The sequence below is a fragment of the Streptomyces sp. NPDC085481 genome, from assembly GCF_044541845.1.
Classification (GTDB): domain Bacteria; phylum Actinomycetota; class Actinomycetes; order Streptomycetales; family Streptomycetaceae; genus Streptomyces.
Genome location: NZ_JBITTJ010000004.1, coordinates 95,538 through 108,390, shown reverse-complemented (window position 1 = coordinate 108,390; position 12,853 = coordinate 95,538). Strand labels below are relative to the sequence as shown.

The following is a 12,853-nucleotide window of genomic DNA, read 5'->3' as shown; positions in this document are numbered from 1 at the left end:
CGCATGACGGCCGCGGCCGTCGCGTTCACGGCGGCGCTGGCCACCGTGTCACCACTGGCCGCCGGCACGGCACTCGCGGCGCCTTCGGCACCGTCGGAGCTGGTGATCCCGGCCGAGCAGAACACGGCGCCCGATGCGCAGGTGCTGCACTTCGCCGGCTGGGAGGGCTTCCTCCGGGGCGACTGGGCGACGGGCTACCGATGGGTCTCCTTCGAGGACGGCACGTCCGTCCCGTACAAGGTCCCCCAGGGGGACGAGATCTTCGGCACCGGTCGTGACCTGATCGCCCAGGTGAACGCCGAGCGGTCCGTGGTCCGCATCACCGACCCACGGGGTTACACCTACCAGAACATCTCCGTCCCGCCGGGTCAGGGATTCCGGTCGATGATGGGGACGGAGGTCCTCACCGAGGAGTACGAGGGCGACTCCCTCCGCGCGATCCGCGCCGTGTCCCTGGTCGACGGAGCCGTCAAGGAGCGCACGGTCACGGGACTCCCGGTCGGTGCCACGAACGTCGCGGTGTCCACGGACGCGAACCCGAAGGGCTTCGTCGTCCGCTACCAGCTGGAGGGCCGGAAGCAGACCGCCTGGGTCGACTCCAGGTCCCTGACGGTGCACCCGCTGGCCGACGTTCAGACCTGGAACGCGGCGGGCGACCACGTCTTCGTCGTCACTCCCGGGAAGCGGCTCCAGATCTGGGACGCCGGTGGAGACTGGGCGGCTCCCGCGTACGACATCGCCTGGCCGGACGGGTACCCGGTCGGCCTCGTCGGCAGCCATGTGATCAGCCGTACGTCCTGGACCGAGCAAACGACCCTGGTCGCCCGCCCCCTCAACGGCACGGCCGAGACCGTCGTCCTCGACAAGGTCGACGGCGACATCACGGCCACCCCCGACAAGCGCCTGCTGGCCGTCCGGTTCGGCGGCGACACGGCCCGCACGGTCCACTCGATCGGCGTCTCGCCGGACGGTGGGCCGCCGGTCGTCAAGGCGATCCACGACGTGCCCCGGGTCTCCACCTCACGCCACCGGATCGCGCTCGCCCAGGGCGAGTTGCACTCCGTGGACCAGATCCCCTGGGAGCAGCCCCGGCTGCGCACCACCCGGCTCTCCGTCGACGCCCAGCCGACGGCGGGGCCGGCGCAGGACCGGGGCGGGGACGCCGGCTTCGCGAGCGGCTGCGCGACGGAGGAGGACTGCCCCGTACCCGTGCCGACCGGCGACGGTCGCCTCGTCCGCCAGAGCGACGCACAGGGTCTGGTCCTCCTCGAAGCGGGCAAGGAGCTGCCCGGCACGACCGTCGTCGGCGAGGGGGTCATCGGCGACCTCGAAGCATCCGGTCGCTACGCCTCCTACCTTTCGCTCAACGGGATGCAGAAGGTCTACGACCTCGACGCCCGCAAGCTCGTCTTCACCCGCGGCGGCTTCCTCGGGCAGCCGACCTCCCTCGCCGGCCGGACGCTCTGGGCGGAGAGCGCGGCCGAGCACGGCACCCTCGACGCCTTCGACGTCCGCACCGGCAACGCCCTGCCCTCGGTGAAGGTGGCCGACTGCGCCCTGAAGGACCTACAGGTACACGGCTCGTCCGCGTACTGGAAGTGCGACACCGCCTCCGGCGTCACCGACCTGAACACGAAGACGACTGTCGCGCTGCCCGCCCACGACTCGGCGCTCCTGGGCGACGGTTACGTCGCCCACGCGAAGTCCGGCACTCTGTCGCTGACCCCGCTGCGCGGACCCGTCACGGCGACCCGGACCATCGGGGAGCCGGCCGACGCCCGGCCCGGCCGCGGCTGGGCCGTGGACCGCTTCGGCGGCCACCTGGCCTGGGTGGACGCGCAGCAGCGCACCCACGTGGTGCCGAGCGGGGTCGAGACGGACAGGCTCTTCGCCCTGGACAGCGCCGCGCCGGCGACGGTCCTGGACCGCAAGGCCGCCACGCCGCAGACCTGGTCGGGCGGTTGGTGGCTGTCCAGGCCCGTCCGGTCCTGGTCCGTCGACATCGTGAACGACGCGGGCAACCCCGTGCGTACCCTCTACGGCGGGGCGGCCCGGGGCCTGCTGAACGCGACCTGGGACGGCACGGACTCGGGCGGGACGCCGCTGCCCGACGGGCTGTACACCTGGCACATGTCGGCCATGCCGGAGACCGGCACCGAGATCTTCTCCACGTACGGTGACGTGTCGCTCATCCACCTGAACTCGCTTGCCTCCGGCCGCTACCAGCCGGTGACGCCGGCCCGCGTGATGGACACCCGCGACGGCACGGGCGTACCCAAGGCGAAGGTCGGCCCGGGCGGCACGGTCACCCTCCAGGTGACCGGGCGCGGCGGGGTACCGGCTACGGGCGTGACGGCCGTGGTCCTCAACGTGACGGCGACCAACCCGACCTCGGCGACCTACGTCTCCGTCTACCCCTACGGGACCACCCGCAGCAGCGCGTCGAACCTCAACGTCGTCGCCGGACAGACCGTCCCCAACCTCGTCGTCGTCCCCGTCAAGGGCGGCAAGGTCACCTTCTACAACCGGGGCGGCAGCGTCGACCTCCTCGCCGATGTCGCCGGCTTCTACTGGCCGGTGACCTCGGGCTCCCTGTACGAGCCGGTGACGCCGACGCGCGTGATGGACACCCGTACGGGTACGGGCGTCGCCAAGGCCAAGGTCGGCGCAGGCAAGACGGTCACCCTGACCGTCGCCGGCCAGGGCGGCGTCCCGGCCGGCGACGTGACGGCCGTGGTCCTCAACGTGACCGCGACCAACCCGACCTCGGCGACCTACGTCTCCGTCTACCCCTACGGGACCACCCGCACCAGCGCGTCGAACCTCAACGTCGTCGCCGGACAGACCGTCCCCAACCTCGTCGTCGTCCCCGTCAAGGGCGGCAAGGTCACCTTCTACAACCACAACGGCTCGGTGGACCTGCTCGCCGACGTCGCCGGCTACTACACGTCCGCGGGCGTCGGCTCGCTCTACGAGGCGGTGGCCCCGGCCCGGCTGATGGACACCCGTACGGGTACGGGCGTCGCCAAGGCCAAGGTCGGCGCAGGCAAGACGGTCACCCTGACCGTCGCCGGCCAGGGCGGCGTCCCGGCCGGCGACGTGACGGCCGTGGTCCTCAACGTGACCGCGACCAACCCGACCTCGGCGACCTACGTCTCCGTCTACCCCTACGGGACCACCCGCACCAGCGCGTCGAACCTCAACGTCGTCGCCGGACAGACCGTCCCCAACCTCGTCGTCGTCCCCGTCAAGGGCGGCAAGGTCACCTTCTACAACCACAACGGCTCGGTGGACCTGCTCGCCGACGTCGCCGGCTACTACGCCCTCTGACGGAGGTCCTTACGACGGCCCGGGCCGGGCGCACCCTCACGGTGTGCCCGGCCCGGGTCCTTCACGTTCTGCGGCTCAGCCGGTCGCCGCGAGGATCACCAGCAGGACCAGGCCCGCCACTGCCGGCGCGATGATCTCGTACGCCCAGCGGATCTGCGGCTCGCCCTGCGCCTCCGGGCGGTTTGCGTGCCGCTCGGCCAGCTCGCGCAGGTCGGCGACGGTCTGGTCGGCCGGGGCGGTGCGGGCCTTGCTGTCGCGTACGTCGGCGGTCGCCGACGTACGGCCGTGCGGGTCGTCGGACGCCGCCCTGGAGGCCCGGCGGGCGGCGCGCTTGCGCTGGCGCAGGGAGACGGGGACGGCCCAGAGCTGGTACCTGTCGCCCGCGTGGGTGAGGACCTCGCTCGAGTAGCCGGCGCGGACGTCGGCGACCGAGCCCCAGGGCAGCACGAGGGTGCGGAAGGGATTGCGGACGCGCATCCGGTCGTCGTTGACGTAGACGGCGGGCCGGATGGTGAAGGCGACGATCAGGGGCACCGCGAGGACGAGCGCGGCGAGCGTGAGCCACGGCACCCGGCCCTCCCCCCTGACCAGCGAGTCGCCGCCGAGGACCCCGGCGAGGGCGAGCAGGAAGACCCCGCCCGCGATGCCCATGGGCGACCGGAAGACACGGTCGGCCGGGGCGGGCTCGGAAGGCTGTGCGGGGGGCGGCTCGGGGGTCGTCATGGGCCCGATTCTGCCTCAGCCATCCCCCTACGGCCCAGACGGCTCAGGCGGCTCAGGCGGCTCGCGCGGCTCTGCGACCCTGGCGAGGGACCCCCGCACGCCACGGCGGCGGCACGGCGGTCGGCACGGGCGTGTGACGGGGTTCACGCCCCACCCGTCCCACCCGCACCCACCTGCGCTTTCGCGCGCTCTTCCGAGCGCCCCCCTGTACAGGCCGCTACGCGCGTAGATATGCTCGACTGGTGACCATGCCCACCACTGCAACCGCAGCACACGCTTTCGCCGACGTGACCGCGTCCGACAGCACGCTGCGCCGCTTCCTCCACGGGCTGCCCGGCGTCGACGCCGTCGGCCTGGAGGCGCGCGCCGCGTCCCTCGGTACCCGCTCGATCAAGACCACGGCCAAGGCCTACGCCATCGACCTGGCCATCTCCATGATCGACCTGACGACGCTCGAAGGCGCGGACACCCCGGGCAAGGTCCGGGCGCTCGCCGCCAAGGCCGTCAATCCCGACCCGACCGACCGTACGACCCCGACGACCGCCGCCGTGTGCGTCTACCCCGACATGGTGGCCACCGCCAAGGCCGCCACCAAGGGCTCCGGCGTCAAGGTCGCCTCGGTCGCCACCGCCTTCCCGGCCGGCCGCGCCGCGCTGCCGGTGAAGATCGCCGACACGGCCGACGCCATCGCCGCCGGCGCCGACGAGATCGACATGGTCATCGACCGTGGCGCCTTCCTCGCCGGCCGCTACCTGGAGGTGTTCGAGCAGATCGCCGCCATCAAGGCCGAGTGCGGCGACCGCGCGCGCCTGAAGGTGATCTTCGAGACGGGCGAGCTGTCCACGTACGACAACATCCGCCGCGCCTCCTGGCTCGGCATGATGGCCGGCGCGGACTTCATCAAGACCTCGACCGGCAAGGTCGCGGTCAACGCCACCCCCGCCAACACGCTCCTGATGCTGGAGGCCGTGCGCGACTTCCGCGCCCAGACCGGCGTCCAGATCGGCGTGAAGCCCGCGGGCGGCATCCGCAACACGAAGGAAGCCATCAAGTTCCTGGTCCTGGTCAACGAGACCGTCGGCGAGGACTGGCTGGACAACCACTGGTTCCGCTTCGGTGCCTCCAGCCTGCTGAACGACCTGCTGATGCAGCGTCAGAAGCTGGCGACCGGCCACTACTCCGGCCCCGATTACGTGACGGTGGACTGATCAACATGGCATCTGCATTCGAGTACGCACCGGCGCCCGAGTCCCGGTCCGTCGTCGACATCGCGCCGTCCTACGGCCTGTTCATCGACGGCGAGTTCGTGGACGCGGCCGACGGCAAGGTCTTCAAGACCGTCTCCCCCTCCACCGAGGAGGTCCTCGCCGAGGTCGCCCAGGCCGGCGCCGAGGACGTGGACCGCGCGGTGAAGGCGGCCCGCAAGGCGTTCGAGAAGTGGTCGGCGCTGCCCGGCTCCGAGCGCGCCAAGTACCTCTTCCGGATCGCCCGGATCATCCAGGAGCGCAGCCGCGAGCTGGCCGTCCTGGAGACCCTGGACAACGGCAAGCCGATCAAGGAGACCCGCGACGCGGACCTCCCGCTGGTCGCCGCGCACTTCTTCTACTACGCGGGCTGGGCCGACAAGCTCGACCACGCGGGCTACGGCGCGAACCCGCGCCCGCTCGGCGTGGCCGGCCAGGTCATCCCGTGGAACTTCCCGCTGCTCATGCTCGCGTGGAAGATCGCCCCGGCGCTCGCGACCGGCAACACGGTCGTCCTGAAGCCCGCCGAGACCACCCCGCTCTCCGCCCTGTTCTTCGCGGACATCTGCCGCCAGGCCGGGCTGCCGAAGGGCGTCGTCAACATCCTCCCGGGTTACGGGGAGACCGGCGCCGCGCTCGTCGAGCACCCGGACGTGAACAAGGTCGCCTTCACCGGCTCGACCGCCGTCGGCCGGGCCATCGCCAAGTCCGTGGCCGGCACGGACAAGAAGCTGACCCTGGAGCTGGGCGGCAAGGGCGCCAACATCGTCTTCGACGACGCGCCCGTCGACCAGGCCGTCGAGGGCATCGTCAACGGCATCTTCTTCAACCAGGGCCAGGTCTGCTGTGCGGGCTCCCGCCTTCTGGTCCAGGAGTCGATCCACGACGAGCTGCTCGACTCGCTCAAGCGCCGCCTGAGCACCCTGCGCCTCGGCGACCCCCTCGACAAGAACACGGACATCGGCGCCATCAACTCCGAGGAGCAGCTGGCCCGCATCACCTCGCTCGTCGAGCAGGGCGAGGCGGAGGGCGCCGAGCGCTGGTCCGCCGCCTGCGAGATCCCGACGTCCGGCTACTGGTTCGCCCCGACGCTCTTCACGAACGTCACCCAGGCACACACCGTCGCCCGCGACGAGATCTTCGGCCCGGTCCTGTCGGTGCTGACCTTCCGTACGCCCGACGAGGCCGTCGCCAAGGCCAACAACAGCCAGTACGGCCTGTCGGCGGGCATCTGGACGGAGAAGGGCTCGCGGATCCTCGCCGTGGCCAACAAGCTCCGCGCCGGTGTCGTCTGGGCCAACACGTTCAACAAGTTCGACCCGACCTCGCCGTTCGGCGGTTACAAGGAGTCGGGCTTCGGCCGCGAGGGCGGCCGCCACGGTCTGGAGGCCTACCTCGATGTCTGAGTCGTCGACGCGGCTGAGCGTCTTCAAGACCTACAAGCTGTACGTGGGCGGGAAGTTCCCGCGTTCCGAGAGCGGCCGGGTGTACGAGGTGACGGACTCCAAGGGCAAGTGGATCGCCAACGCCCCCCTCTCGTCCCGCAAGGACGCGCGTGACGCCGTCGTCGCGGCCCGCAAGGCCTTCGGCGGCTGGTCCGGCGCGACCGCGTACAACCGCGGCCAGGTCCTCTACCGCGTCGCCGAGATGCTGGAGGGCCGCCGGGACCAGTTCGTCCGCGAGGTCGGCGAGGCCGAGGGCCTGTCGAAGTCGAAGGCGGCGGCGGTTGTGGACGCGGCCATCGACCGCTGGGTCTGGTACGCGGGCTGGACCGACAAGATCGCCCAGGTCGTGGGCGGCGCGAACCCGGTGGCGGGCCCGTACTTCAACCTGTCGACCCCGGAGCCGACCGGTGTCGTCACCGTGGTCGCCCCGCAGGAGTCGTCCTTCCTGGGCCTGGTCTCGGTGATCGCCCCGGTCATCGCGACCGGCAACACGGCCGTCGTCGTGGCGAGCGAGAAGGCTCCGCTGCCGGCGCTGTCCCTGGGCGAGGTGCTGGCCACCTCCGACCTGCCGGGCGGCGTGGTCAACATCCTGTCCGGCAAGGCCTCCGAGATGGGCCCGCACCTGGCGGCCCACCTGGACGTCAACGCGATCGACCTGACGGGCGCGGACGCCGACCTCGCCCGCGAGCTCGAGATCGCCGCGGCGGACAACCTGAAGCGCGTCCTGCGCCCGCGGACCGAGGACTTCACCGAGGCCCCGGGCACGGACCGCATGACCACGTTCCTCGAGACGAAGACGGTCTGGCACCCGACGGGTTCGCTGGGCGCGAGCGGCTCCTCGTACTAGAGCGCGGTACCGGAAAACGCGTACGGCGAAGGCCCCCGGGCGATCCCGGGGGCCTTCGCCGTTGCACCGGCCACGGGACTACGGAAGCACCGACCGCGACAGCGGTCCGGCCACCGGCAGGTCGGCGAGCGCGCCGCCCTTCGTCACGTGGTCGGTCACCAGCGCGGTGCCGACCGGCTTGAAGTCGGCGACCTGGGTGCCGACCCCGTTGTCGAGCGGGTCGACCCCGGTGTTGGCCAGCGGGTCCAGCTGGAGCTGCGTCAGCGGGACGACGCCGTGGCCGACGCCGTCGAGGGCCGCGGCGCCGTCCACCTGGGTCAGCGAGTCGACCGGGAGCGGCACCGCGACCCCGTCGGCGGCCTGGGCTCCGGCGACGCCCACGCCGAGCACCGCGGCGCCCGCCGCCGTGACGGTGAGACCGGCCTTCAGCAGGGCGCTGCGGCGGGGGGTCCTGGATTCTGCGTGACGCGCCATGGGAGTGAAGATCCTTCCGCGGAGTGATCGGGCGGACACCGACAGTAGTGGAGGTGTGATGCTCGATACCAACGGGCCTCCTCAGGGGTCCCCTGCACGGGGGAATGCCTCACACTGGTGTCCCGTGAGTTCCCAACCGATCCCGACCCGTGTCGTCCTGCTCGCGGGCCCCTCAGGCTCCGGCAAGTCGTCCCTCGCCGCCGTCACCGGACTGCCGGTCCTGCGCCTCGACGACTTCTACAAGGAGGGTGACGACCCCTCCCTGCCGCTCGTCGACGGCAGTGCGGACATCGACTGGGACTCTCCCCGCTCGTGGGACGAGGAGGCCGCCGTCGAGGCGATCCTGGACCTGTGCCGCTCCGGGCGGACCGACGTGCCGGTGTACGACATCACCACCAGCTCCCGCGTGGGCCGCGAGGCCCTCGACATCGAGCGGACCCCGCTGTTCGTGGCGGAGGGCATCTTCGCCGCCGAGATCGTGGAGCGCTGCCGTGAGCTCGGCGTCCTCGCCGACGCGCTCTGCCTGCGCGGCCGCCCGTCGACGACCTTCCGCCGCCGGCTGCTGCGCGACCTGAAGGAGGGCCGCAAGTCGGTCCCGTTCCTGCTGCGCCGCGGCTGGCGCCTGATGCGCGCCGAGCGGGGCATCGTCGCCCACCAGACCGCGCTGGGCGCCCACCCGTGCGGCAGGGACGAGGCCCTCGGCCGTCTGGCCGCCGCGGCGGCGGGCCGCTGCCGCACACCCGTGGCCCGCTGAGACCCGTACCCGCGGCCCCGTGGGCCCTCTGAAACCCGTACCCGCGCCTACGAGACGCCCCCACGGCAGGCCGAGGCCCCGTGCACGCGCCGAGGGCCGGGCAGGATCCCCCGATCCTGTCCGGCCCTCGCCGTTTTCCCCCGTACCCCCGTACGGTCCCCCGTGTTCCCCCGTGCCGCCCTTCAGGCCACCAGCTCGCCGAAGGACTCCTCCTCGTCACGGCCGAAGCTCAGCACCTCGTCCTCGCGCAGTCGCCGCAGCGACCGCCAGATGCTCGACTTCACCGTGCCGACACTGATGTCCAGGATCTCCGCGATCTCCGGGTCGGTCCGGCCCTCGTAGTAGCGCAGCACCAGCATCGTGCGCTGGAGCTCGGGCAGACGGGCCAGCGCCTGCCAGAGAACCGCGCGCAGTTCGGTGCCCCGCATCGCGTCCGTCTCGCCCACCGTCTCCGGGAGCTCCTCGGTCGGGTACTCGTTGAGCTTGCGCCTGCGCCAGGCGCTGATGTGCAGGTTGGTCATGGTGCGGCGCAGATAACCGCCGACCGCGGCCTTGTCGCTGATCCGGTCCCAGGCGCGGTACGTGGAGAAGAGTGCGCTCTGGAGCAGGTCCTCGGCCTCGAAGCGGTCACCGGTCAGGTGGTAGGCGGTGGCGTACAGGGAGGCCCGGCGCTCCTGGACGTAGGCCGTGAACTCGGCCTCCGAACAACCGGAGCGCTCCCCCGTGACCTCCCCGTACGCCGCTCCCCCGTCAGCCACGGCGACCATGTACGGCGTCGCCTTGTGCTGACGTCCGACACTGCGAACGCACCCCCGCCCGTTCACCGCGCCGGACTTCTCCGAGCTCCGCGTGACGTCGTGGAGACGCGTGACAACTGCGCTTGAGGTGGTGCTGTGCAGTGCGTTCATCTCGCGCCCCCCGTCGGTTGGAGTTCGTAGGTCCTTGATGTCGAAAAGCCTGCCCGGCCCACTTCATGGCGGTGTCCGCCGACTGTCACAGGCGTGTCACAGGCGGAGGGGGGAAGGGAAGCAGGGCCGGACGGTCGAACTCGACGGGCGCATGGGACAGAATGAGGCCGTGCCTTTCCTGTTGCTGATCGAGGACGACGACGCCATCCGCACGGCCCTCGAACTCTCCCTGTCTCGCCAGGGCCACCGTGTGGCCACCGCGGCGACGGGCGAGGACGGCCTGAAGCTGCTGAAGGAACAGCGGCCCGACCTGGTCGTGCTGGACGTGATGCTGCCCGGCATCGACGGCTTCGAGGTGTGCCGCCGGATCCGGCGTACGGACCAGCTGCCGATCATCCTGCTGACGGCCCGCAACGACGACATCGACGTGGTCGTGGGCCTGGAGTCCGGTGCCGACGACTACGTGGTCAAGCCCGTGCAGGGCCGGGTGCTCGACGCCCGGATCCGTGCGGTGCTCCGGCGCGGCGAGCGGGAGTCCACCGACTCGGCCGCCTTCGGGTCGCTGGTGATCGACCGCTCGGCGATGACCGTGACGAAGAACGGCGAGGACCTCCAGCTGACCCCGACCGAGCTGCGGCTGCTGCTGGAGCTGAGCCGGCGGCCCGGACAGGCCCTGTCGCGCCAGCAGTTGCTGCGGCTCGTGTGGGAGCACGACTACCTGGGCGACTCGCGTCTGGTCGACGCCTGTGTGCAGCGGCTGCGCGCCAAGGTGGAGGACGTGCCGTCCTCGCCGACCCTGATCCGTACCGTACGAGGTGTGGGCTACCGGCTGGACGTCCCTGCGTGAGCAAAGGGATCATCACGGTGCTGAGGTTCACCAGCCTGCGGCTCCGGCTCGTCGTCGTCTTCGCCCTGGTCGCGCTCACCGCGGCCGTGTCGGCCTCGGGCATCGCGTACTGGCTGAACCGTGAGGCCGTGCTCAAGCGCACCCAGGACGGGGCGCTCAACGACTTCCGGCAGGAGATGCAGAACCGGGCGGCGGCGCTGCCGCCGCGTCCCACCGAGGAGGAGCTGCGGCGCACCGCCGAGCAGATGGCGAGCGGCAGCGCCGGCTACAGCGTGCTGCTCATCGGTGAGCGTGCCGCAGGAAAGCCGATCGTGGGCGCGTCCGATCCGGACGTCTTCACGCTCGCGGACGTGCCGCGCCCGCTGCAGACCGCGGTGGCGACGAAGCGGCCGGTGACGGACGCCAACGCCTACCCGTACCACCTGTTCTGGCAGCGGACGCAGCGCGGCTCGACGCCTTATCTGGTGGGCGGGACGCGGATCGACGGCGGCGGGCCGACCGGCTACATGTTCAAGTCGCTGGCGGCGGAGAAGGCCGACCTGAACTCGCTCGGCTGGTCCCTGGGGATCGCCACCGGGCTCGCGGTGATCGGCTCCGTGCTGCTCGCGCAGGTCGCGGCGACGACCGTGCTGCGGCCGGTGCACCGGCTCGGCGAGGCGGCCCGGCAGCTCGGCGAGGGCAAGCTGGACACCCGGCTGCGGGTGTCCGGCACCGACGAACTGGCCGATCTCTCACGGACGTTCAACAGCGCGGCCGAGTCGCTGCAGAAGAAGGTCGCCGACATGAGCGCGCGGGAGGAGGCGAGCCGCCGCTTCGTCGCCGACATGTCGCACGAGCTGCGCACCCCGCTGACCGCACTGACCGCCGTGACCGAGGTCCTGGAGGACGAGCAGGACACCCTCGACCCGATGATCGCCCCGGCGGTGGCGCTCGTGGTGAGCGAGACGCGCCGGCTGAACGACCTGGTGGAGAACCTGATGGAGGTGACCCGCTTCGACGCGGGCACCGCCCGTCTGGTGCTCGACGACGTGGACATCGCCGACCAGATCACCGCCTGCATCGACGCGCGGGCCTGGCTGGACGCGGTCGACCTGGACGCCGAGCGCGGGATCGTGGCGCGGCTCGACCCGCGCCGGCTCGACGTGATCCTGGCGAACCTGATCGGCAACGCGCTCAAGCACGGCGGTTCGCCGGTGCGCGTGTCGGTACGGACCGAGCCGAGCGAGGACCCCGTGGCCGGCGAGGACCTGGTGATCGCGGTGCGCGACCACGGGCCCGGCATCCCCGTCGAGGTCCTGCCGCACGTCTTCGACCGCTTCTACAAGGCGAGCGCCTCCCGGCCGCGGTCGGAGGGCAGCGGTCTGGGCCTCTCGATCGCGATGGAGAACGCGCTGATCCACGGCGGTTCGATCACGGCCGCCAACTCGACGGACGAGGAAGGGCGGGTGGACGGCGCGGTGTTCGTGCTGCGGCTGCCGCGCGACGCCTCGGGGATCGAGCCGGGGCTGCAGACCCGCAGCAGTCAGGGCGAGGTGGAGGAGAGTTGAGACGTCGCCGTACGGGTGCGGTGCTCGCCCTGGGCGCCGTCCTCGCTTCCGTACTGGTCTCCGGCTGCGGGATCAGGACGACCTCGGTGCCCGTGGACGCGGGAGCGGCGCCTTCGCGGGTGCCGTGCAGCGTGCCGGGGGCGGAGTCCGCGCCGGGGACGCCGGGTGTGCCGCTGCGGGTGTACCTGCTGTGCGGGGCGCAGCTGGAGCCGGTGGAGCGCCGCTCGCCGCTGCCGGAGGAGAAGGCCGCGGGGGATCCGGTGCGGACGGCCGCGGCGCTGCTCTCCCAGCTGACGGGCGAGCCGTCGGACGCCGAGCAGGAGGCCGGGTTCTCCACCGCGGTGCGGGAGCCCTTGAAGGTGGTCGCCGGCTACCGGGGCGATCCGTCGGGCGCGCTGCGGCTGAGCCGCCAGCCGGAGGACCTGCCGCCGACGGCGCTCGCGCAGATCGTGTGCACGTTCGCGGAGAGCTCGGTCGGCCTGAGCGGCGACTCGGTCGTCCTGGGCGGCCCCGGTGCGTACGAGCCACGGCGCTACCGCTGTACGCAGGAGCTGAAGGAGCGCCCGGGGTCGGCGGTGCCGTCGGCTGCGGCGACTGCGGCCGCTTCGGCTTCCTCCTGATCCCGGCCTCCCTGATCACGGCTTCCCTGATCACGGCTCCCTGATCACGACTTCTCCTGATCCCGGTCGGGATGCGGCGGAACCGATTCCGCCGGGGCGTGCGTCTTGGGGGGC

General features: G+C 71.8%; 11 protein-coding genes. 8 read left to right on the top strand and 3 right to left on the bottom strand.

Annotated features, from left to right (window positions below):
* Window positions 1-3 precede the first annotated feature (3 nt).
* Entirely contained in the window at window positions 4-3,330 is a 3,327-nt protein-coding gene (locus ACIGEZ_RS11400) for a FlgD immunoglobulin-like domain containing protein (RefSeq protein ID WP_399828940.1), read from the top strand.
* A gap of 75 nt (window positions 3,331-3,405) precedes the next feature.
* Here the strand turns inward: ACIGEZ_RS11400 and ACIGEZ_RS11395 are convergent, their stop codons facing one another.
* Entirely contained in the window at window positions 3,406-4,053 is a 648-nt protein-coding gene (locus ACIGEZ_RS11395; RefSeq protein WP_399828937.1) for a PH domain-containing protein, read from the bottom strand.
* Between the two features lie 248 nt (window positions 4,054-4,301).
* Here ACIGEZ_RS11395 and deoC point away from each other — a divergent pair, with 248 nt between their 5' ends.
* Genes deoC through ACIGEZ_RS11380 form a run of 3 tightly spaced genes read left to right on the top strand, consistent with a single transcriptional unit; the run spans window position 4,302 to window position 7,589 of the window.
* Window positions 4,302-5,261, top strand: a complete 960-nt coding sequence (gene deoC, locus ACIGEZ_RS11390; RefSeq protein ID WP_399828935.1) for a deoxyribose-phosphate aldolase — start codon at window positions 4,302-4,304, stop codon at window positions 5,259-5,261.
* A gap of 5 nt (window positions 5,262-5,266) precedes the next feature.
* The gene (locus ACIGEZ_RS11385) at window positions 5,267-6,703 is read left to right on the top strand and encodes an aldehyde dehydrogenase family protein (RefSeq protein WP_399828933.1); all 1,437 of its coding nucleotides are present in this window, start codon (window positions 5,267-5,269) and stop codon (window positions 6,701-6,703) included.
* Entirely contained in the window at window positions 6,696-7,589 is an 894-nt protein-coding gene (locus tag ACIGEZ_RS11380; RefSeq protein WP_399828930.1) for an aldehyde dehydrogenase family protein, read from the top strand. The genes ACIGEZ_RS11385 and ACIGEZ_RS11380 overlap by 8 nt, the downstream gene beginning before the upstream one ends.
* 78 nt (window positions 7,590-7,667) lie before the next feature.
* Here the strand turns inward: ACIGEZ_RS11380 and ACIGEZ_RS11375 are convergent, their stop codons facing one another.
* Window positions 7,668-8,063 (bottom strand): hypothetical protein, encoded by a 396-nt coding sequence (locus ACIGEZ_RS11375; protein WP_399828928.1) that lies wholly within the window; start codon window positions 8,061-8,063, stop codon window positions 7,668-7,670.
* Window positions 8,064-8,121: 58 nt separating this feature from the next.
* Here ACIGEZ_RS11375 and ACIGEZ_RS11370 point away from each other — a divergent pair, with 58 nt between their 5' ends.
* Window positions 8,122-8,817 carry a uridine kinase gene (locus ACIGEZ_RS11370; RefSeq protein ID WP_399828925.1) on the top strand — a complete coding sequence of 232 codons (696 nt, stop codon included), beginning with the start codon at window positions 8,122-8,124 and terminating at the stop codon, window positions 8,815-8,817.
* A gap of 182 nt (window positions 8,818-8,999) precedes the next feature.
* On the opposite strand, the gene ACIGEZ_RS11365 is transcribed toward ACIGEZ_RS11370, so the two are convergent.
* Window positions 9,000-9,725, bottom strand: a complete 726-nt coding sequence (locus tag ACIGEZ_RS11365) for a SigE family RNA polymerase sigma factor (protein ID WP_399828922.1) — start codon at window positions 9,723-9,725, stop codon at window positions 9,000-9,002.
* Window positions 9,726-9,894: 169 nt separating this feature from the next.
* Here ACIGEZ_RS11365 and afsQ1 point away from each other — a divergent pair, with 169 nt between their 5' ends.
* From afsQ1 to ACIGEZ_RS11350, 3 genes are read left to right on the top strand one after another with little or no spacing between them, the layout of a single operon-like run.
* Entirely contained in the window at window positions 9,895-10,572 is a 678-nt protein-coding gene (gene afsQ1 / locus ACIGEZ_RS11360) for a two-component system response regulator AfsQ1 (protein ID WP_399828920.1), read from the top strand.
* Window positions 10,569-12,119, top strand: a complete 1,551-nt coding sequence (locus ACIGEZ_RS11355; protein WP_399828917.1) for an ATP-binding protein — start codon at window positions 10,569-10,571, stop codon at window positions 12,117-12,119. Before afsQ1 ends, ACIGEZ_RS11355 begins: the two co-directional genes overlap by 4 nt.
* Window positions 12,116-12,739 carry a hypothetical protein gene (locus ACIGEZ_RS11350; RefSeq protein ID WP_399828914.1) on the top strand — a complete coding sequence of 208 codons (624 nt, stop codon included), beginning with the start codon at window positions 12,116-12,118 and terminating at the stop codon, window positions 12,737-12,739. Before ACIGEZ_RS11355 ends, ACIGEZ_RS11350 begins: the two co-directional genes overlap by 4 nt.
* The last annotated feature ends 114 nt before the right edge of the window (window positions 12,740-12,853 follow it).

Bases quoted from the DNA above. Each gene is read 5' to 3' on its own strand.
- ACIGEZ_RS11400 (WP_399828940.1), top strand. From the start codon at position 4: ATGACGGCCGCGGCCGTCGCGTTCACGGCGGCGCTGGCCACCGTGTCA.
- ACIGEZ_RS11395 (WP_399828937.1), bottom strand. From the start codon at position 4,053: ATGACGACCCCCGAGCCGCCCCCCGCACAGCCTTCCGAGCCCGCCCCG.
- deoC (WP_399828935.1), top strand. From the start codon at position 4,302: ATGCCCACCACTGCAACCGCAGCACACGCTTTCGCCGACGTGACCGCG.
- ACIGEZ_RS11385 (WP_399828933.1), top strand. From the start codon at position 5,267: ATGGCATCTGCATTCGAGTACGCACCGGCGCCCGAGTCCCGGTCCGTC.
- ACIGEZ_RS11380 (WP_399828930.1), top strand. From the start codon at position 6,696: ATGTCTGAGTCGTCGACGCGGCTGAGCGTCTTCAAGACCTACAAGCTG.
- ACIGEZ_RS11375 (WP_399828928.1), bottom strand. From the start codon at position 8,063: ATGGCGCGTCACGCAGAATCCAGGACCCCCCGCCGCAGCGCCCTGCTG.
- ACIGEZ_RS11370 (WP_399828925.1), top strand. From the start codon at position 8,122: ATGCTCGATACCAACGGGCCTCCTCAGGGGTCCCCTGCACGGGGGAAT.
- ACIGEZ_RS11365 (WP_399828922.1), bottom strand. From the start codon at position 9,725: ATGAACGCACTGCACAGCACCACCTCAAGCGCAGTTGTCACGCGTCTC.